Here is a 19,040-nt window from a genome sequence, read left to right on the forward strand (position 1 = left end):
TGCGAATAATTTAAATAGACTGACATCTGTCTTCTGCTCCGCTATACTAAAAACTGAGAAGTTTATGAGGGGAGGACAAGTCGATGAATTTTGCTGCATCCGATTTTGAGTACTATGAACGGACCATCAGAATCATGTATCAGAATTATTATTGGAAACGTATTGTTATCTGCGGAGCTGCGTTAATTATCATCATGGCGTATAGTGGAATTTTTCAAGATAATTTGTTTTTGAATATTTTACTGATGCTGCTGATTGTTGGACTGGGAGTCTATCTTTTTTTAGAAAAGCAAAAATTTTCGGAGGTCTACCAAGCCTTTCTTGAAGAGAACCAGCCTGAGGTGCAAATCCATAAAATTCAAGAAGAAGAGTACAGTTACAATGTGGTAGATGATGACGAGAAGGTTCGGATCAATAAAAAAGGTGTGCGAAACTTGCCTTCTAATAGTAAGCAGTACACACTGATGGTTGGCTTTTCCAAAGCTTTCTTTTCTCGAGAGCCATTGCAGATTGTGTATTATGACATGCTTGATCTCACCTATGAAGAAAGCTTTCGATTGAAACGTAATGGCTATAACTCCATGCCGCGTTTCTTAAGACGCTTTACCTTGAGCAACCTTAAGGCCAGTGCAGGTAATGCATTCAGCTTTATTTTTGGAAATATTTTCCTCTTATTCATTTTGTTTCGCCTATTGCGTTACTTGTGGTCATTCTTAAAAATGTTCTTCTAATAGTCTTTAAAATCACTTGAGAGAAACATCTCAGGTGTTTTTTTATTTAACGATGAGTTGTAATTATTCATTTCGTAAAAAAATATGAATGATTTTGAGTTATTTTTTTAAGTCCGTATAGATAATTTTTACTTTTTTTGGAGTATCTTATTTTTGAAGCTATGAAGAAAGTAAAAAATACAAATTATATACGGAGAGGAAGAAATTAATGCAAACGAAAACATTAGGTCAACGACAAATTTTTGGAATGAAACGAGAATCTTTACAAGGGAAAGTACAGACTTTTTATCAGGATACACAAAATACAGCTGCGGTAGTGGAATATGCCATTGCGGTCATGATAAGAAATGCCTTCGTGATCGGAGATTTCTCACTGATTTTTGCAGAGCTGATACACGAAATATACCTTCATGCAGAGCCGACAGATTTACTGCGCCGTTTCTGCCCATTCTTTGAAAATTACTTTGATCGTGGAGAGTGGAAACTGGTCAAAGCACGGATGTTTAAAAACGTCAAAGAATACCATAAGGTGGATACATCTCTTCGTTTATATAAAAATTATTTACAAGAAAAAACGACTCCTGTAGAAGAATTAAACGGTCAACAATATAAACTCATTTCGGTTTTTGAGGACGCAAATGGTAAATTGCACACTTGGAATTTAGGCGACGCTGATCCCAATATAGCGATAGAAAAGGCTGATGCGCTATTAGAGCTTTTGACGACATTGACGATTTTTAAAAAAGCCGGGGTTAGAAGGTTTGTAAAAGTAGAGAAATCGGATATTGTGAATTGCACACGCAAATCGCTTGTACAAAAGAAAAAGGTACAGGAGGAAGCGGCAGTAGATGAACACCCTTCAACAGAAAACAAAATAGTAAACAGCGACTCTCACTCGACAAATACTTCAAGTGAAGTCGAAAATGTTAGTCAAGCATTGGGGAAGAAAGCGAATTGTGAGCGGTTGCCTGAAAAGGTAGCAGAGGTCGGTGCGTTGTCTGAAAAAAATAGTAATTCAACAGCACTTATGACCGAAGAACAAGCAACTTCCAGTCCTAAAAAGCAAGTGACGGCATCTGCACCATCTCAGAAAACTGTTTATAAAAAACCGAAGAGTGAAAAGCAAAAGAAACGGGAATATAAGGATGAATTGATCAAAGAGACGAAGTATGGAAAAAAGAAAAAAAGTGAATCGCGAAAAAAGAAGAAAAATAAAAAGGAAGACAAGAAAAGAAAGAAGCGTAGATAATTTTTGTCCAATCCTGTTTTTTGGAAAGAGGGTTCTTTGTTGCGGTAATTTAATGATTATTTACTTCCTGCCCATGGTAAACTATTTTTGAAATCGTTTTACTAATTTGTAGGAGGAAAAAAATTGATCAAAACAATTATTATTGGACCGCGTGGAAAAATGGGACGCTTGATTACACAGATTGCAGCTGATAGTGAGGAATTAACACTGGTTGCCGGTGTTGGTCCAAAGGGGCGCGACTATATTGGACAAGATCTGGGTCAGGTGACAATGCTTGGGCGTGATCTTGGCGTGTCGGTGGTGGATGATTTAACGGAAGTCATTAAGGACTGTGATGTGATCATCGATTTTTCCACAAAGGAGATGGGTCTGGAAACTTTGCGTGTAGCAAAAGAATACAAGAAAGCTTTGGTCTGCGGGACAACTGGCTTTAGTCCCGAAGAAAAGGAGCTGTTTCGACAAGGCGGCAGGACGATTCCGATGCTATATGCCGCGAACACCTCTAAGTTGGTAAATGTTATGAATCGACTGCTGCAATTGGCAACTTCTGCAATAGGACAAGAAACAGATATCGAAATCATGGAGATGCATGATCGTTGGAAAAAAGATGCTCCTAGTGGTACGGCAAAAGAAATGGGAGAGCTGATCGCTCATGAATTGGACGCGAAACTTCCTGAACTAGCAGTTTATGGTCGGGAAGGAGCGGGAGAACGTAAACCGGGATCGATCGGATATCATTCCGTGCGCATGGGAGACACTCCTAGCAGTCATACTGTTTTTTTTGGCGGCTTTGGAGAGCGGTTGGAAATTAGTCATCATGCGACGGATTGGCGCGGTTTTGCCAAAGGCGCTTGTGATTGTGCGATTTTCTTAGCCAATCAGGAAGCCGGCTACTATTCTGTAGCAGATGTTTTAAAACTATAGAAGATTAACTGGTTTTTTTGAACTGCTTTTCAACTTAAAAAAGTTGATTTTGGAACCAGTCTTTTTGTGCTGTAAAAAAATAGAACTCAGTTATTTTAAAAAAAATTGTGAATGAATTGATTGACATCTTATTTTGTTAATGCTAAATTGAGTGCAATCAATTAAGGAGGTCAGGACTCATGGCAAACAGCATTGCAAAACGTAATCTTCAAACAGTTGAATCAGCATGTTGTTGTATGGTGCAAAAAAGCAGCATACGAATTTGTCATGCCTATTAACTGTTCTGAACTCGTTTGAAAAGAAGAAAAATTCTATTTTTTTGACGAATCTAAGAGGTGCAGCTTTAATAGCTTGCACCTCTTTTTTTATACACAAAATTTGAGATAGGGGGAGTTGTAATGTGTTGTTGCTTAACCGGTGAACGAAAAAAATAGAACTAACAGGAGGAAAAACGATGCAGTTATCAACTAAATTGATTCATGGAGGAATTAGTGAGGATCCGTTGACAGGAGCTGTCAGTGTACCAATCTACCAAACCTCGACTTACCGACAAAAGAAATTAGGTCAGCCAGGAGACTTCGAATATTCTCGATCCGGCAATCCCACACGTTTGGCATTAGAAGAATTGATCGCTGAACTAGAAGGTGGTGTGAAAGGTTTTGCGTTTAGCTCCGGCTTAGCTGCAATTCACGCAACGTTATCATTATTTCAACCAGGAGATCATCTAATTTTAGGCGACGATGTTTATGGCGGAACCTTCCGTTTATTGGAAAAAGTCTTCAAGCCGCTTGGCCTTAGTTACACGATGGTAGATAGTCGTGAGCTATCACAATTGGAGAATGCGTTAACGAACCATACCAAGGCACTTTATTTAGAGACTCCCAGCAATCCCTTATTAAAAATCATTGATTTGGAAAAAAGTGTGGTATGGGCAAGAGAACACGAATTAATAACAATCGTTGATAACACCTTTGCTACACCTTATTTGCAGCAACCATTGATACTAGGGGCGGACATTGTGCTTCACAGCGGTACTAAGTATTTAGGTGGTCATAGTGATTTGGTGGCAGGTTTAGCAACGACTAATAATGAGAGTCTTGCTGAGAAAATAGCATTCTATCAAAATTCGATAGGCGGCGTTTTAGGCCCACAGGATAGTTGGTTGCTGCAACGGGGAATCAAAACTCTAGCAGTTCGAATGGAGGCCCATCAAAGGAATGCCGGAATACTTGCTAGCTATTTAGCGGCTCATTCTGGTGTAGCTAAAGTCTACTATCCAGGTTTAGCTGATCACCCTGGTCATGAAGTCGCTGCAAGGCAAATGCGCGGCTTTGGCGGTATGGTGGCCTTTGAGTTAGTGGATGAAAGCAGGACAGCGGAGTTTGTTGAGTCACTAAAAGTAATCACGCTAGCGGAAAGCTTAGGCGGTGTTGAAAGCTTGATCGAAGTTCCTGCAGTCATGACTCATGCTTCGATTCCGCAGGAGAAACGGGAAGCATCTGGAATCAAAGAAGGATTGATCCGCTTATCGGTCGGTATTGAAGACATTACAGATTTACAAACAGATTTGGAACAGGCTTTTGCGGCAGCTCTTCGTGAAGAGACAGCGGAATAAAGCTTTACTAAAAGTAAGAACAAATTTGAAGGGAAATGAAGACAATGAAAAAATCAATTATTGTAGTTGCTAGTATGTTAGTCATTGGGGTGCTATTTTTAGCCGGCTGCCAGTCAAAAAACAACAGTGAAGCTAGTTCAAAAAATGTTTTACGTGTTGGCACAGAAGGAACTTATTCACCGTTTTCTTTTCGAGATGAGAATGATAAGTTGACTGGTTACGATGTAGATGTGGCAAAAGCTGTTGCTAAAAAAATCGATTACAAAGTCAAATTTGTAGAGGCTCCATGGGACTCAATGTTAGCAGCCTTTGATGCTAAGAAGACAGATGTAGTGTTTAATCAAGTAGCAATCACACCTGAACGAGAGGAAAAATATTTGTTCAGTACACCGTATTCTGTTTCTCATCCAGCGCTGATCGTAAACAAGGACAATAATGAAATCAAGGATTTCGCCGATTTAAAAGGCAAAACCTCAGCTCAGTCATTGACTAGCAATTATGCGCAAATGGCAGAAGGGCTTGGCGCAAAAATCTCTAGCGTCGATGGTTTTAGTAAAGCTGTGGAATTGGTTGCTGATAATCGTGCAGATGCCACTTTGAATGATGATGTGACGTATTATGATTATCTAAATCAAAAGTCGGATGCACCAATCAAAATCGTTAAGACCTCAGATGAAGCAACCGAGGTAGCGGCAATGTTCCACAAAGGCGACGAAAAGCTAGCCAAAAAGGTCGATAAAGCGATCAAAGAATTAGAAACGGACGGCACATTGACTAAGCTGTCAGAGAAGTATTTCAAAAAAGACATTTCTAAGTAGAGGGAAGGATTAAGTAAAATGGAACGAACGATTGATATCATTCAGAGCTCAGCGCTGCCGCTATTTTGGGCATTGCTAAAAATGACGATTCCTTTGACATTAGTCTCTTTTGCTTTGGGGATGGTCTTGGCATTGATTACGGCTTTAGCTCGGGTCTCAAAAAATCGCCTAGTGAACGGAATATTTTTTCTATATGTTTGGGTATTTCGTGGGACACCGTTGCTGGTCCAGTTATTTATCGTCTTTTTTGGACTTCCTTCAGTAGGAATTCAAATGGATGCATGGACAGCTGCGATTTTGACCTTTTCACTAAATACTGGTGCGTATGCTTCTGAAAACATTCGTTCCGCGTTACTAGCGATCCCACAGGGTCAATATGAATCTGCAGCATCCTTGGGGATGAGTCGTTGGCAAATTTTGTATCGTATTATCGCGCCTCAGGCCTTCAAGATCGCACTGCCGCCCTTATCCAACAATTTTGTCAGTCTTGTCAAAGACACTTCGTTGGCAGCCAGTATTACGATTGTTGAGATTTTTATGACAGCTCAACGGATCGCTGCCCGTACTTACGAACCATTACTGCTTTATAGCATGGTGGCGGTCTACTATTTGATCTTTTGTACCTTCTTGAATTATCTGCAATCCGTGCTTGAAAAACGGATGGTCTATTAGGAGGAAGAGAAATGTTAACAATCGAGAAATTAAATAAAAGTTTTAATGGCAGCAAAGTCTTGAAGGAAATAGATTTGACCTTTCATCCAGGTGAAACTACAGTCATTTTAGGTCCCTCTGGTTCAGGAAAGAGTACTTTATTACGTTCAATCGATTTATTGGAGACGCCCGACAGTGGCAGAATTAGAATTGATCAGGACAATCTTTCTTTTCCCCAGAATTTGTCTTTTCGCCAGTTGAAGGAATATCGCGGACACTTCAGCATCGTTTTTCAAGCATATAACCTTTTTCCCCACTTGACGGTGATTCAAAACGTTATGGAAGGACCAACACAGGTAAAGAAGGTTTCAAAAGAGCAAGCAAGAAAGCAAGCGGAACAGTTGCTGATTAAAGTTGGCTTGTTGGATAAAGCGAAGGAACACCCAAAGCAATTATCAGGAGGTCAAATGCAGCGGGTTGCTATTGCACGAGCATTGGCTATGGAGCCGGAGTTCATGCTTTATGATGAACCAACGAGTGCTTTGGATCCGGAGCTGGCACAAGAGGTGCTTCTGGTAATCAAGGATTTGGCTGAATCAGGTAATGGGCAGATCGTTGTGACTCATCATTTAGAATTTGCCAGAAAGGTTGCTGACCGTATTGTTTTTCTAGAAGAAGGACAGGTTACTTTTGATGGCAGCAGCCAAGCCTTCTTTGAAAGTGATCATCCGCGGATTCAACGATATTTACAACAATTTTTATAGTTCAAAAAGAGGCAGCGCCAACTTGGCGCTGCCTCTTTTGGGGTCTAGCATTTATTTAATTGTGTATTTGGTTTTGGCTCCTGCCCCTTCACTAAAATCAATTTAGTGATCTCCATCAATAAAACAGCAGAAGTTGCTAGAGCCAACGCCAAGCCAATTTCCTTTAAAGCAAAGGCTGTTGGAATAGCAAAGACTTCACGCAGTCCCGGTAGTAAGGTCAGACTGAATAGCCCGGCACAGACTAGAATCGCAAGCAGGACCATCTTATTGGAGAATAACCCAACTTGCAGGGACGTTTGTGTATTTGAACGAGCGGCAAAGGTTTGCAGTGTTCTACTTAGGATCAAGGTAGAGAAGGCCATCGCAACGCCCATTTCAGCTGATTGCTGATTTCCGATCCATTGAGCAATGATCACAGCTAATGCAATCAAGATTCCACGGTAAGTTACAGCTATCAGTGTTTTACCAGTAAAAATTCCGCTGTTTGGATCACGTGGTTGGCGGTTCATAATCGTTGGTTCTGCCTTTTCCATCCCTAATGCAATCGCAGGCAGGGAGTCATTGACTAGGTTGATAAAGAGAAGCTGCAAAGCCGTGAAGGGATTCGACCAGCCAATCGCCAAGGCAAAAACGATAGCGATAATCGCTCCTAGGTTTCCAGCAAAGAGATAGGCAACCGCCTTTTTGATATTATCGAAGACATTTCGCCCGACTTCTACTGCTTTAATGATTGAAGCAAAGTTATCATCTGTTAGTACCATTGCAGCAGCATCTTTTGCTACATCTGTCCCTGTCCCCATTGCGATACCGATATCCGCCTGCTTCAAAGCAGGGGCGTCATTGACACCATCACCAGTCATGGCAGAAATCTTTCCTTTATCCTGCCAAGCGCGTACGATTCGGATCTTGTTTTCTGGTGAAACGCGAGCATAAACGGTAATTTGTTCCAGTTGGTCAGCGAGTTCAGCTTCACTCAATTGATCTAGCTCAGCTCCAGTCAATGCAAGATCTCCTTGCTGGAAGATACCAATCTCTTTAGCGATAGCAACCGCAGTTGTTTTATGATCGCCTGTAATCATCACTGTTTGAATACCTGCAGAGTTTGCATCGGCTACCGCTTGGAAAACCTCCTCCCGCGGGGGATCAATCATTGCTAACAAGCCGACTAACACAAGTTCTTCTTCGTCATTCAATACTAAGGAATCAGTTGAAACTTCTTTGTACGCAAAAGCTAAGACTCGCAGTGCGCGTTCAGAGAAGGCTTCGTTCTGCTTTTGGAAGCGTTCTTTAAGTTCAGAGGTGAACTTAACGACTTGTCCATCAAGTAAAACTTTCGTACTGCGTTCGAAGACAATATCTGGCCCACCCTTGGTAACCATAATTTTTTGCCGATTCATCGTATGGAGTGTTGACATCAGTTTGCGATCTGAATCAAATGGCAGTTCTGCTTCACGTGGATACTTTTTCCGCAGCTCACGATACGATTGATTTTGCTTTTCACTGTAGTCAATCAATGCGATCTCGGTTGGGTCACCCAATTTTGTTCCATCTTCACTGATCGTTGCATCATTAGCCAGTACGCTGATCTCGATCAGTCGTTGTTCATCTGCTTGCCATTGCTTCGGATCATTTGAAAATTCGCCGCTTTGTCCATCCGCTAAGAAATGATCAACGACCGTCATTTTGTTTTGTGTCAAGGTTCCGGTTTTATCAGTACAAATGATGCTAGTTGAGCCCAAAGTTTCTACCGCGGGCAGCTTACGAATAATCGCATGCTGTTTTGCCATTTTTTTTGTTCCTAATGAAAGAACGATCGTTACGATCGATTGTAGCGCCTCAGGAATCGCAGCGACGGCTACAGCGACAGCAAACATAAAGGCATTTACGATATCTTGTGTCATATCTGTCGAGCCATCTAAGAAGACACGCAGTAATTGAACGCCTAAAATGACTAATGACAAAATCAAAATCGCAAAACTTAGTTTCTTGCTGAAGTGATCCAGACCACGCTGAAGCGGAGTTTTTTGCTCGGTTGTAGATTCTAATAAACCGGCGACTTGACCAATCTCAGTATTACTGCCGACAGCAGTCACCAAGAATTTTCCGCGTCCATAAGTCACGATCGTTCCGCTAAAAACCATATTGATACGATCACCAATGGGGGCATGATTATTCAAGCTCACAGTTTCTTTTTCAGCTGGCGTCGATTCGCCTGTCAGCATGCCTTCATCAACTTTCAATGAGCCAGCTTCAAGTAAACGACCATCAGCTGGGACATAATCACCAGCTTCTAAAATGACGATATCACCTGTCACGATTTCTTTGGCTGGAATACTCTGCTCTTGTCCTTCGCGAAGAACACTAGCATCTGGGGCAGAAAGTTTTTTCAAGGCATCCAGCGAGCCTTCTGCTTTTTTCGTTTGAATCACACTTACGATCGAATTCAATAGCAGTACGGCGAAGATGACGATCGATTCAACATGTGCTCCCATGACCATCTGTACGACAGCGACAATCAGCAAAACGATGACCATTGCATCTTTAAAGGTTTCTAAAAATAAAGTCAGTGAGGCTTTTTTCTTTGCCTCTTTCAGCAGATTCGGCCCATTTTCTTGTAGACGTTGTTTGGCTTCTGATTGACTTAGACCCTCAGGTGCAGTAAGGAAGTCTTTCATCAATTCATTTGTTTCTTTTTGATACGCTTGTTTTGTCAATTTATATCCTCCAATAATTTTTATTCACTTGATTCGGCCATCTTTATGGCAGTTGATCCACTAACATATTAAGAGTACGAAGTTGAAACTCGCAGCTAGCTCATCACATGATGTGAAAAAACTGACAAAAAAAGACCCAAGGCAAGTATTTAAACTTGTCTTAGGTCTCACCATTTCATACGATACCAGAAAACCATCACTGGTTTACTTACTGTTGATATCACAACAACAATGTTGCCGGTTACTCCCCTAAGGAGTTATTAATATAATTAAATCCTAACGGAAAACAATTCCGATTGCAAGAAAAAAGCTGAACTGACGGAATAAAACCTTCAAGTTAGCTTGAAAAGCCTAGATAGTTCCTTATTTTCATAGTTATTTATTTTTTATTAAGAGCCTATTTTCCCGCAATGATCGTCTTGATGGTGCTTTCGTCCAAGCCTTTTAAAACCTGTATCAGCATTTCTCGTGCGGCGTCAAAATCAGCGATATTGAACATCGTTTGATGGGTGTGGATATAGCGTCCGCAAACTCCGATTACTGTACTTGGAATCCCTTCGTTCGCAGTATGAGCAGCACCAGCATCTGTTCCGCCTTTAGAAACAAAATATTGGTAAGGAATGTTGTGGGTTTCTGCAGTATCTAATAAATATTCTCTTAAACGAGGAAGTAAGATCATTCCAGGATCTTGGATACGTAGCAGCGTCCCTTCTCCTAAGTGACCAAAGGTTCCATTAGTCGTCACTAAATCGTCTGCGGCTGAACAATCCACTGCGAAGAATAAATCCGGTTGAAATTTTGTTACAGCAGGCTTAGCTCCTCGCAAACCAACTTCCTCTTGCACATTTGCGCCTGCAATCAAGGTATAATCCAAGGTTTCTTTTTGCAATGCTTCTAACGCTTCTAAGACAACGGTACAGCCATAGCGATTATCCCAAGCTTTGCTAATAATATTTTTTCCGTTTGCGGTCTTGACCGTTTCTGTTTGAGGAACGATTGTGTCACCGGGGAGGACCCCATAAGCTAATGCTTCGTCTTTTGACTCAAAGCCGGCATCAAAAAGAATATCTTCGACCTTGATCTGTCCTTGTCCATTCGTTCCTCTTAATAAATGTGGTGGTACGGAAGAGGAGATACAAGGATAGTTTCCTTTGCTGGTTTTTAAAGTAAAACGTTGAGCTGAGACGACATAAGGGTTCCATCCACCTAGAGGCACCACCTTGAATAATCCCCGTTGAGTGATCTCTGTCAACATGAAACCAACTTCATCCATATGCGCTGCGACCATCACCCGCGGTTTGTTTTTCTCCGCTTGGCGAAGTCCGAAGATACCGCCCAAGCCGTCTTGCTGCACCTCATCGACTAGCGGTGTAATCGCGTTGCGCATGTAACTGCGAATATCTTCCTCAAATCCGCTGGTTCCGGCGAGCTCTGTTAATTCTTTGATTCGTTGAAATGTTTGTTCTTTCATCGAAATTCCCCCTTAAATGTTAAAAGCCGTGTTCATTATAAGACTTTGGTACGCGAAAATAAATCAATTCAAAGACAAGAAGTTGCTGATTGTTCTTTTGTTGTGTCGCGTTAAAGGTGTTTTCTGTGATTTGAGCCAACTCAGCTGGCGAAAAATCAGTTGCAAAGTACTCTTGAAAGAACTCGCGGCTGATTCGTTCATATTTCGTATAAGCAAATCGTTTGGTGCGATAAGGAATCCGCAGTTCCTTTAGAAAAGTTTGATAGCGTTGATTTAATAACAAATCAGGATTTTTTTCTTCATATGGAGAAAAGAGCTGATCCTCATCTTTTATCACTCGTAAAAGTAAACACCAATCAGTGCTGGCCTGGCAAAGCGCCAATAGATCTTCTTTGGTCTGTAAAGCGGGATTCATTGCTGAAAAAACAAGCTCATAGTGCTGCTTGTTTTGATTTAAAAAAATTTCTTGCGCTTGGTTGATTAACTGGACATGCTCACCAGCTTTTTCAGCAGCGAGCTTCAGCATTTCCTCAGAGATATCTACTAAGTCGTATTTTTTTACGTCGTTCTGCAGTATAGATAAATAACGGCCTGAGCCGCCTGCAAGATCCAAAAAGGTCCGACAGGGGAGAATCTTTTCTTGGATTAAAAAATCCCGCAGCTCTTCAGCAATCGGAAAAGAAGATTCTTGTTGGATCGCTTCATATTCCTGGGCAAAATCATTCCAAAATGTTCTGAGGTCATTCAAATAGTCAGACATAAGGGCCTTCTTTCTATGCATCAATTGTATCTAGTATACACTTCAAAAAAGTGAATTTGAACTATAGTGATTAGTCCACTCTTCCTACCTACAATCAGTAAAAAACTATCTTTTTGCCTAATTTGTTTTAGACAAAAAGATAGAGGAGGGAAGAAAGTAGTTAGGTTAATTTTTGCTGTTCGCGTTTTGCGATCATCGGCAAGATCATACCAAGTAGGATCAAGACGATTGGAGTGACGATATTTGAGACCAATTGAAACATCCAAGAGCTAGGGTCGGCCGCATAATCGACTTTTGGCAGCATTCCCAAGATACAAGCGAGAATAGTGAAGGCAAAGCACCAAAAGCCAACGAAGAAGCCGAGCTTTGGATTTTTGATAAATTTATATTCCGAATGGAATTTTTTATATTGTGCATTCAACATCATATAGGCGAAGAATACCCAGATATACCGCATCGGCATGACGATGGAATTTAGATTGGTCAGCCATTGGACCAGAATGCTCATACTCTTGATCCCGAAAATTGGTAAAATAATGATAATACTTACAAGAAGTCCAGTCAGCAAATAGCCATTGACTAAAGTGCCTTTTTGATTTTTCCTGCGCAGCCATTGAGGAACATACTCTGGATCTGCGTCCGATAGTAAAATTTTCAACGGCGCATCGATAGAAAAAGCCAGAGCCGAGGATTGAACCGCTGTTTGAGCCAGCCCATACACGATCATCAAAAGATTGCCCACACCTAAATGATTGCCTAAAATTTGGAAGGCGCTGTAAGCACCATTGGCCATCAGGTCATCGGGAATATTGTTGCTGTCAAACAGCATTCCCATGGCTACGGAGCCTAGGACTGCGCTTAAGCCAATCATTGTTGCCATAAAGATCATAGCTTTTGGGAAGTTCTTTGTCGGATGATCGATCGAGTTAACATAAGGAGAAATCTTTTCAGCACCGCCGACAGCAAATACCAGCATGGAAATGGTAGCGAAGTAGTTTAGATTGAAATTAGGGATGTAGGTTTTTACGTCACTCATATTTGGTGTAGCTGTCTTAAAAGAAGGATCGATAAATGGAACAGTGACAGCTAAAATGATGAACAAGATCGACATGATCAGCATACCTGAACCAGCCACACTCCCGATGACTTTTAGCGTGGTCAGCCCCTTGGTAGAAAGAAATAGAAAGATCAAAAAAATAATCAATGAGATGATAGCAACAGTTTGAACACTCATGTCGGTGGCGACCTGACCGTTTCCTTTAAATACCCAGCCCAGAGCGATCAAAACAGATTGGGGCTTTTGTGCTAAATAGGTGATGTGGACGACCCAATAGGTCCACGCGGCGTAATACGCAATCTTTCTTTTTCCAGTGGTCTCCTTAACCCACGAACTGACCCCGCCGGAACTTGTTTTAAAGGTGGAGCCCAATTGTCCGACGATCAATGCGTAAGGGATAAAATAAAGGAGCATGATCAGTATCCAGGATACCACGACGGAGATTCCCTGCTGGGCATAATTATTAACGACATTACCGAATCCCCAAACCATACTAAAAGCAATCATTGAAACAGTAAACCAGCGGATCTTCTTATCAGCCATTTGTTGTTCTTCCCTTCTGTTTACGTGCGAAATTTCACATGACATTGAAATAGAGCGCTTACATTTCTTCTTATAAGTATAGAGAAGATGTTTTGCAAAATATTCCACTTTACAGATTTCTAATGGACTTTTTTTTATTTATCATCTTTACTTCATTATTATTTTTTTTGCTTTTACGAAAAGCGTGGTAAAATGGCTGTTGAAACGGATATTTTACTTTAATCAAATCATTGGCGAATTTTCATGTTAGAAGATTAAACAGAACTGGAAGTGAGAAGTTGGAAATTAGAAAGAGTGAGAAAGAGGCACTGATGTCTTTTTTAGATAAAGTTTTTGAGCAGCAGCATGCGCATCATTTTGTGGATAATCAGCTAGAAACTTGTGAAAAGACACTAGCCTTCGGTGCTTGGATCGATGAGCAATTAGCGGGTGGTATTGTAGGTAAGCAGCAGTACGATACGCTGCATATTTCATTGCTTGGAGTCAGCGATAAGCATCAGCATTTAGGTATCGGCTCTGAACTGCTGCAAGCGATTGAAGAGCAGGCGCAGCAGGAAAAAGTAAAAACTATTACTTTGACAACGAAGGCTTATCAGGCATTAGGCTTCTATTTAAAACATGGCTATGAAGTTTTCGGTGAGCTGGAGGATGTACCCATGGTCGGTACAACGAAATATTATTTAGTCAAAAGAATAAGCAGATAAAGGAGCGCAGCAAAGCGCCTTTTATCTGCTTATTGTTTCGTTTCCTCTTATGAGCTAGCTCGCCTATTTAAAAATAATAATATTGAACGACCATAATAGTGATCAAGACTAAAATTCCGGGTAAATAATTAGAGACACGAATTTTAGTTAGCTTCATTACGTTCAAGCCGATCGCTAGAATCATCAATCCGCCGATTGCACTGATCTCATTCATGAGACTATCTAATAGTTCCTTTGGTAAATAGCGGACGATCACACTAGCAAAAATCGTAATAGCTCCTTGATAGATCAATACCGGAAAGGCTGAGAAGAGGACGCCGATCCCTAGAGAAGCCGTCAACATGATCGACATGAAGCCATCCATCACCGCTTTAGTGAACAATGTCTGGTGATTACCAGTAACACCGCTTTCGATGGCACCGATGATTCCCATCGATCCGATTACATAAATCAAGGTTGCAGTCACGAAGCCTTCCGCAAAATTACTATTGCCGCGGGCGAAGCGATTTTCCAGAAATAATCCTAAACGAGTCATCGAGTCTTCGATCTTTAAAAATTCTCCAATCATCCCGCCAAGACAAATACTAATGATAATTACGATAAAGGAGTTTGCCTGCATCGACATTTGGATTGCTAAAGCAACAACGCCTAATGAGATTCCTTTTGTTACCGTATCCTTTGTCTGTTCGGTAATATTTCGCAGAACGATACCAGAAAAACTCCCCGCCATGATCGCGAGACAATTCACCAATGACCCCAACAACAACATAACACTCACCCGTTTCTATGATTTCGATTAAAGAATAATTAAACATTGTTTAGACATCATCTTACCACGAGTCGAAATCTTTTTGAATAGCAATAAGAAAAGACTGACGCTCTCAGCCTTGAAAAGGGCTGGATCGTCAGTCTTTGATACGTACAAAATAATGATTATGCCGTTTTTTCTCGTTCACGTTTGGCTAAGCTGGGCATGATAAAGCCTAAACCAATCAAAACGACGATTCCGACAATATTGATAATCAACTCGTGCCAGAATAGGCTGGAACCGTAAGGGGCGTCTTGCGGTAAGATGCCGAATAAGGTAGCAACAATAGTGACGACTAAACACCAGCCGCCGACAAAAACAGCCATTCGATCATTTTTGATAAAAACATAATCTGATTGGAATTTGCGGCTGTTTAAACGAATTCGGATGAAAGCGTAGAAGATCCAGCAGGTAACACCAGGAGAAATAATTCCGTTCAGGTTCAATAACCAGTTGAAGATATCGTTCATTTCAGGCAAAAAGACGCCTAGCAGCAGAATGAAGGCACTTAGAGCGGTCGTTAAAATATACCCATTGATCGGTAAACCATCCTCATTCAATTTGGTCAATTTTTGTGGCATGAATTGTTTCCCGGTATCAGAGATCAGCATGCGTGTCATAGCATCCAGCAAAACAGCAAGAAGAGCACACATATAAATGATTTGAGTAACAGCGAAAATATACATCAAGGCATTGCCTAAATGGAAGAATTCCCCTAAACGTTGGAAGGCGTAATAAGATCCGTTCATTTTCAAATTATTTGGCAAGTGATGCGCATTGAAGAAAACGCCTAATGAAAAAGAGCCAAAGACCGTCAAGAAAATTGTCATGACTGTCAGCATGATCATCGCCTTTGGAAATTCTTTTTGCGGTTTGCGCATCCGAGTTACAAATGGTGCAACTAATTCTGCACCGTTGATGGCATAAATCAATAGCCCGATCGTCGTCAAATAATGGAGATCAAATTTTGGTATGACCGCACCAAGGTTCATCGGCTGTGTTTCTATGTGCCCGTTTGGCATAAACAAGGAAGCAAAGGTCATAAAGACGAATAAGATCGCCATGATGAACATCGCGCCGCCTCCTAAAGTGCTCAACACTTCCAAGGATTTCTTAAAATGACGCTGCAAGAAAATAAAGGCCAGAAAAACACAGAAAGTCAATAAAGCAAACATGGAGTTAGACATTTTGTCCTCCATTGAATCATTTCCGTTGATCAGCCAGCCGAAACCGACAACAACAGCATTAGCTGTATCGACTACGTAAGGGATTGATGCTGCCCAATAGGTCCAAGCAGTAAAATAACCTAAACGGTCGCCGCTGGTTCCTCGCACCCACGAAGTCAGACCGCCCCCTTCATGATTAAAAACAGAACCTAATTGTCCAACCATTAAAGAGTAGGGGATCACATATAATAGCAATAAAATAATCCAAGAAGTGATGACACCCAGACCTTGGTTGGCAAAGTTATAAATAATATCATCAAAACCGATGACAGTAACAAACGACATCATGGCTAGTACTGGCCATGAGATAAAGCTTTTCTTTTCATCGCTCATGTAGCATGCTCCTATTTCATATGAATGTATTCATTTATTTAAATAGATAAGAGTAATTCCTTCAGCAGAGCAGCTAATGATGGCGGCTTATTTCGATAAGTCACGAAGATCTCCTTTCTATTCGCAAAATACGATCTATCATCCCATAAAATACAAAATAGTGCCACTAAAAAACGTTTCTAGGAGTGAGTGTACCATAATTTTTCGTAAGTAATAGCGCGTTCCAGCTTAAAACGCATTTATTTAAAGTGCTCTTTCTATCATTTCTGAAGTTTTTTGGCTATACTAGAATCATGTGAAAGCAATAGAAACTGAGGAGGCATTTTAGATGAATGAATTTTTTGCTAAAGAAGAAAAAGAAGAAACAGAAAAAATGGAAGAAAAGAATCCAATGCTGTTAAAATTATTAAACCAGCGGACGATTTTAATCTACGGAGAAATCACTCAAGAATTAGCGAAGACAGTAACAGAGCAATTGCTTTATTTGTCAGCGATCAATGATGATCCAATCACGATGTTTATCAATAGCCAAGGTGGTCATGTGGAATCTGGCGATACGATCCATGATGTTATCCGTTTCATTAAACCGAAAGTAAAAATGATCGGTACAGGCTGGGTAGCCAGTGCAGGGATTACGATTTACTTAGCTGCTGATAAAAAGGACCGCTACAGCTTGCCAAATACTCGCTACATGATCCATCAGCCAGCCGGCGGTGTACAAGGACAATCTACAGAGATCCAAATTGAAGCCAAAGAAATCCTGCGTATGCGCAAACGTGTGAACAAGCTGATTGCTAAAGCGACAGGTCAAACGCTAGAAAAAATCGAACAAGATACCGATCGTAATTTCTGGCTTTCAGCAGAAGAAGCTAAGGATTATGGAATCGTTGGAAAGATCGTTGAATCTGATACGGCAGTAAAATAAAAAATGATTTTTGAGACGGACTTAGGTCGGTCTCTTTTTTATATTAATCAAGACATTTCCCTTTTTTTGAATAAAAATGAATAGACAATAAATCATGAATCTGCTAAGGTTAGAAGAAAAATAAAATTTGATGTGAAAATTTTAAGGAGGGACGGATTTGGGTGCGAAATTGAAAGAGTTGTTAAGCTTACCCTCTCTGCGTGAAGCTCAACTGATGAGTGGACAAAATTGTTTGAATCAAACTGTTACTGCTTTATCTTTCCTAGATATTTCCGATATGGATGACTGTGCAGCTTTGTTTGATACAACTGACTATCGTTCGGGAGAGTTGATGCTGACATCTTTTTTTAACATCAAAGACGATATAGCCAAACAGTGTGAAACGATTTGCCGTCTGCATAAAATGGGTGAGTTGGGCATCATTCTTTATTATGTAGGGATCGTACTTCCAAGATTAGACCCGGAAGTGATCAAAACAGCAGAAGAACTGGATTTTGTTATTATTCAAATGCCGAAGCATCAAAGCCAGATTCGTTACAGCGAAGTAATCGTTGAAGTAATGGCAGAACTATTGAAGGATCGCCCGACTGAAAATATTGTGAATGAGGTTTTGGAAAAGGCCTCACTTCTGCCAGAGCATTTAAGGACCGTCGAAGTGACGTTGAAGCTGCTTTCTGATTTTTTACGGACAAATATCATTTTGACAAATGCTGACAACGAAGTCATCAATCAAATCAAATGGCCTCGTAATTCTTCTGTCGATTTGGAGCGAGTCTTGCGTCGGGTTGCAGTGGATGATGGTCAACAGGTCCACAAAAATGAGTTCGCGATTTTTTACAAAGAGCTTTATCATAAGGAAAATGGCGTACTGCGCTTTTATTTGTTGAAGGAGCATGAGATGCTAACAGAAGTCGAATGTGCCCAGTCGGTGGAGCTGCTGCAAGTTGCGATGAATCTGTGGGGGAAAAAGCATGGTGAGATCAGCGAGTATGCATTAGTGCAGGCTATTCTAAATGATGAAAGCGAAAAAATGTATCGTTTAGCTAATCAGCTGAAGATTGATGTCAAAGGGATTGGATTAATGTGGCTGCTGCAATTAAATGACCTGAGGGAAGAAAAGAGATTAAAAGAAGATATTCTGGCTTATGCTTCGAAGTATTATAAAACCTGTGTCGCACAGTTAATCGACGATCAGCTGATCGTATTATTAGGCAATTATTGCCATAGTGATTCAGAACTAGATTTAGGGGAGGAATACCTGCAAATCAGTCCTTATCAGGAAATGATCGATAGTATCGTCCTATGTCCGCGATTGCGTAATACGACGGATGTGCGAGTGACTTATCAACTAGTCAACAAAGTGGCTTTACAGCTGCCTAAGCTATTCCATGGAAAGAAGAGCTTTTCTATCAGTGAGATCCGACAAGTCGTCCATGTGAGTAAGCTGATTCAAGCTGGCGAAGCAGAGGTTGAAGAAACCCTGAATGTATTGGCTCCAATTATGGACAGTAAAGAGCAGCTTATGACTTTGTGCAGCTTTCTCTTGGATGCCGGTGCGGATTATCAGATCTGCAGTGAACAGCTGTTTATTCATAAAAACACTGTGAAATATCGGATCAAAAAAATCAGCGAAGTATTGGGCTACAATGTTATGCGTTTTTCTGAGAGCTATGAATGCTATGTAGCTTGTTTAACCTATCGTTTAATTAGTTTATAAACTTTACCCAAAAAAGAGCGGCTCGAATCT

Annotated in this window: 16 protein-coding genes; 10 read left to right on the forward strand and 6 right to left on the reverse strand. The window is 40.8% G+C overall.

Translation table 11 applies throughout. The features are described from left to right. Positions 1–83: 83 nt before the first annotated feature. The 7 genes from IGI67_RS15685 (at position 84) to IGI67_RS15715 (ending at position 6,752) form a co-directional block, all read left to right on the forward strand. The gene (locus IGI67_RS15685; RefSeq protein ID WP_207106903.1) at positions 84–731 is read left to right on the forward strand and encodes a hypothetical protein; all 648 of its coding nucleotides are present in this window, start codon (positions 84–86) and stop codon (positions 729–731) included. Positions 732–939: 208 nt separating this feature from the next. Then, positions 940–1,980, forward strand: a complete 1,041-nt coding sequence (locus IGI67_RS15690; RefSeq protein WP_429958322.1) for a glycosyltransferase family 1 protein — start codon at positions 940–942, stop codon at positions 1,978–1,980. Positions 1,981–2,103: 123 nt separating this feature from the next. Next, positions 2,104–2,904: a 4-hydroxy-tetrahydrodipicolinate reductase gene (gene dapB / locus IGI67_RS15695; protein ID WP_207106901.1), complete on the forward strand. Its 801-nt coding sequence runs from the start codon at positions 2,104–2,106 to the stop codon at positions 2,902–2,904. Positions 2,905–3,358: 454 nt separating this feature from the next. Next, positions 3,359–4,519 (forward strand): cystathionine gamma-synthase, encoded by a 1,161-nt coding sequence (locus IGI67_RS15700; RefSeq protein ID WP_429958323.1) that lies wholly within the window; start codon positions 3,359–3,361, stop codon positions 4,517–4,519. A gap of 44 nt (positions 4,520–4,563) precedes the next feature. Beyond that, complete coding sequence (locus tag IGI67_RS15705) at positions 4,564–5,337, forward strand: amino acid ABC transporter substrate-binding protein (protein ID WP_429958324.1); 774 nt, start codon at positions 4,564–4,566, stop codon at positions 5,335–5,337. An 18-nt stretch (positions 5,338–5,355) separates the two neighbouring features. Continuing rightward, a complete protein-coding gene (locus tag IGI67_RS15710) occupies positions 5,356–6,009 on the forward strand; it encodes an amino acid ABC transporter permease (protein ID WP_207106898.1) in 654 nt (217 codons plus the stop codon). A gap of 11 nt (positions 6,010–6,020) precedes the next feature. Continuing rightward, entirely contained in the window at positions 6,021–6,752 is a 732-nt protein-coding gene (locus IGI67_RS15715; protein ID WP_207106897.1) for an amino acid ABC transporter ATP-binding protein, read from the forward strand. 44 nt (positions 6,753–6,796) lie between these two features. Here IGI67_RS15715 and IGI67_RS15720 read toward each other — a convergent pair whose 3' ends face one another. From IGI67_RS15720 to IGI67_RS15735, 4 genes are all read right to left on the reverse strand, one after another. Continuing rightward, positions 6,797–9,466 carry a cation-translocating P-type ATPase gene (locus IGI67_RS15720; RefSeq protein ID WP_429958325.1) on the reverse strand — a complete coding sequence of 890 codons (2,670 nt, stop codon included), beginning with the start codon at positions 9,464–9,466 and terminating at the stop codon, positions 6,797–6,799. A 397-nt stretch (positions 9,467–9,863) separates the two neighbouring features. After that, the gene (gene pepA / locus IGI67_RS15725) at positions 9,864–10,937 is read right to left on the reverse strand and encodes a glutamyl aminopeptidase (RefSeq protein ID WP_429958326.1); all 1,074 of its coding nucleotides are present in this window, start codon (positions 10,935–10,937) and stop codon (positions 9,864–9,866) included. 19 nt (positions 10,938–10,956) lie between these two features. Beyond that, complete coding sequence (locus IGI67_RS15730; RefSeq protein ID WP_429958327.1) at positions 10,957–11,697, reverse strand: methyltransferase domain-containing protein; 741 nt, start codon at positions 11,695–11,697, stop codon at positions 10,957–10,959. Positions 11,698–11,857: 160 nt separating this feature from the next. Then, on the reverse strand, positions 11,858–13,297 hold the full coding sequence (locus IGI67_RS15735; RefSeq protein ID WP_429958328.1) for an amino acid permease: 1,440 nt from the start codon (positions 13,295–13,297) through the stop codon (positions 11,858–11,860). A 278-nt stretch (positions 13,298–13,575) separates the two neighbouring features. Here IGI67_RS15735 and IGI67_RS15740 point away from each other — a divergent pair, with 278 nt between their 5' ends. Next, positions 13,576–14,001 (forward strand): GNAT family N-acetyltransferase, encoded by a 426-nt coding sequence (locus tag IGI67_RS15740; protein ID WP_207106892.1) that lies wholly within the window; start codon positions 13,576–13,578, stop codon positions 13,999–14,001. A 67-nt stretch (positions 14,002–14,068) separates the two neighbouring features. Here the strand turns inward: IGI67_RS15740 and IGI67_RS15745 are convergent, their stop codons facing one another. Next, complete coding sequence (locus tag IGI67_RS15745; RefSeq protein ID WP_429958329.1) at positions 14,069–14,770, reverse strand: DUF554 domain-containing protein; 702 nt, start codon at positions 14,768–14,770, stop codon at positions 14,069–14,071. A 164-nt stretch (positions 14,771–14,934) separates the two neighbouring features. Next, a complete protein-coding gene (locus IGI67_RS15750) occupies positions 14,935–16,368 on the reverse strand; it encodes an amino acid permease (RefSeq protein ID WP_429958330.1) in 1,434 nt (477 codons plus the stop codon). Between the two features lie 328 nt (positions 16,369–16,696). On the opposite strand from IGI67_RS15750, the gene IGI67_RS15755 reads away from it, so the two are divergent. Together IGI67_RS15755 and IGI67_RS15760 are read left to right on the forward strand one after the other, a co-directional pair. Continuing rightward, entirely contained in the window at positions 16,697–17,293 is a 597-nt protein-coding gene (locus tag IGI67_RS15755) for an ATP-dependent Clp protease proteolytic subunit (RefSeq protein ID WP_207106889.1), read from the forward strand. Between the two features lie 157 nt (positions 17,294–17,450). Continuing rightward, complete coding sequence (locus IGI67_RS15760; protein WP_429958331.1) at positions 17,451–19,010, forward strand: PucR family transcriptional regulator; 1,560 nt, start codon at positions 17,451–17,453, stop codon at positions 19,008–19,010. Positions 19,011–19,040 lie beyond the last annotated feature (30 nt).

This window comes from Enterococcus sp. AZ196 (assembly GCF_050498845.1).
Lineage (GTDB): Bacteria > Bacillota > Bacilli > Lactobacillales > Enterococcaceae > Enterococcus_A > Enterococcus_A murrayae.

Bases quoted from the DNA above. Each gene is read 5' to 3' on its own strand.
- IGI67_RS15700 (WP_429958323.1), top strand. From the start codon at position 3,359: ATGCAGTTATCAACTAAATTGATTCATGGAGGAATTAGTGAGGATCCG.
- IGI67_RS15730 (WP_429958327.1), bottom strand. From the start codon at position 11,697: ATGTCTGACTATTTGAATGACCTCAGAACATTTTGGAATGATTTTGCC.
- IGI67_RS15710 (WP_207106898.1), top strand. From the start codon at position 5,356: ATGGAACGAACGATTGATATCATTCAGAGCTCAGCGCTGCCGCTATTT.
- pepA (WP_429958326.1), bottom strand. From the start codon at position 10,937: ATGAAAGAACAAACATTTCAACGAATCAAAGAATTAACAGAGCTCGCC.
- IGI67_RS15755 (WP_207106889.1), top strand. From the start codon at position 16,697: ATGAATGAATTTTTTGCTAAAGAAGAAAAAGAAGAAACAGAAAAAATG.
- IGI67_RS15705 (WP_429958324.1), top strand. From the start codon at position 4,564: ATGAAAAAATCAATTATTGTAGTTGCTAGTATGTTAGTCATTGGGGTG.
- IGI67_RS15735 (WP_429958328.1), bottom strand. From the start codon at position 13,297: ATGGCTGATAAGAAGATCCGCTGGTTTACTGTTTCAATGATTGCTTTT.
- IGI67_RS15690 (WP_429958322.1), top strand. From the start codon at position 940: ATGCAAACGAAAACATTAGGTCAACGACAAATTTTTGGAATGAAACGA.
- IGI67_RS15685 (WP_207106903.1), top strand. From the start codon at position 84: ATGAATTTTGCTGCATCCGATTTTGAGTACTATGAACGGACCATCAGA.
- IGI67_RS15715 (WP_207106897.1), top strand. From the start codon at position 6,021: ATGTTAACAATCGAGAAATTAAATAAAAGTTTTAATGGCAGCAAAGTC.
- IGI67_RS15745 (WP_429958329.1), bottom strand. From the start codon at position 14,770: ATGTTGTTGTTGGGGTCATTGGTGAATTGTCTCGCGATCATGGCGGGG.
- IGI67_RS15750 (WP_429958330.1), bottom strand. From the start codon at position 16,368: ATGAGCGATGAAAAGAAAAGCTTTATCTCATGGCCAGTACTAGCCATG.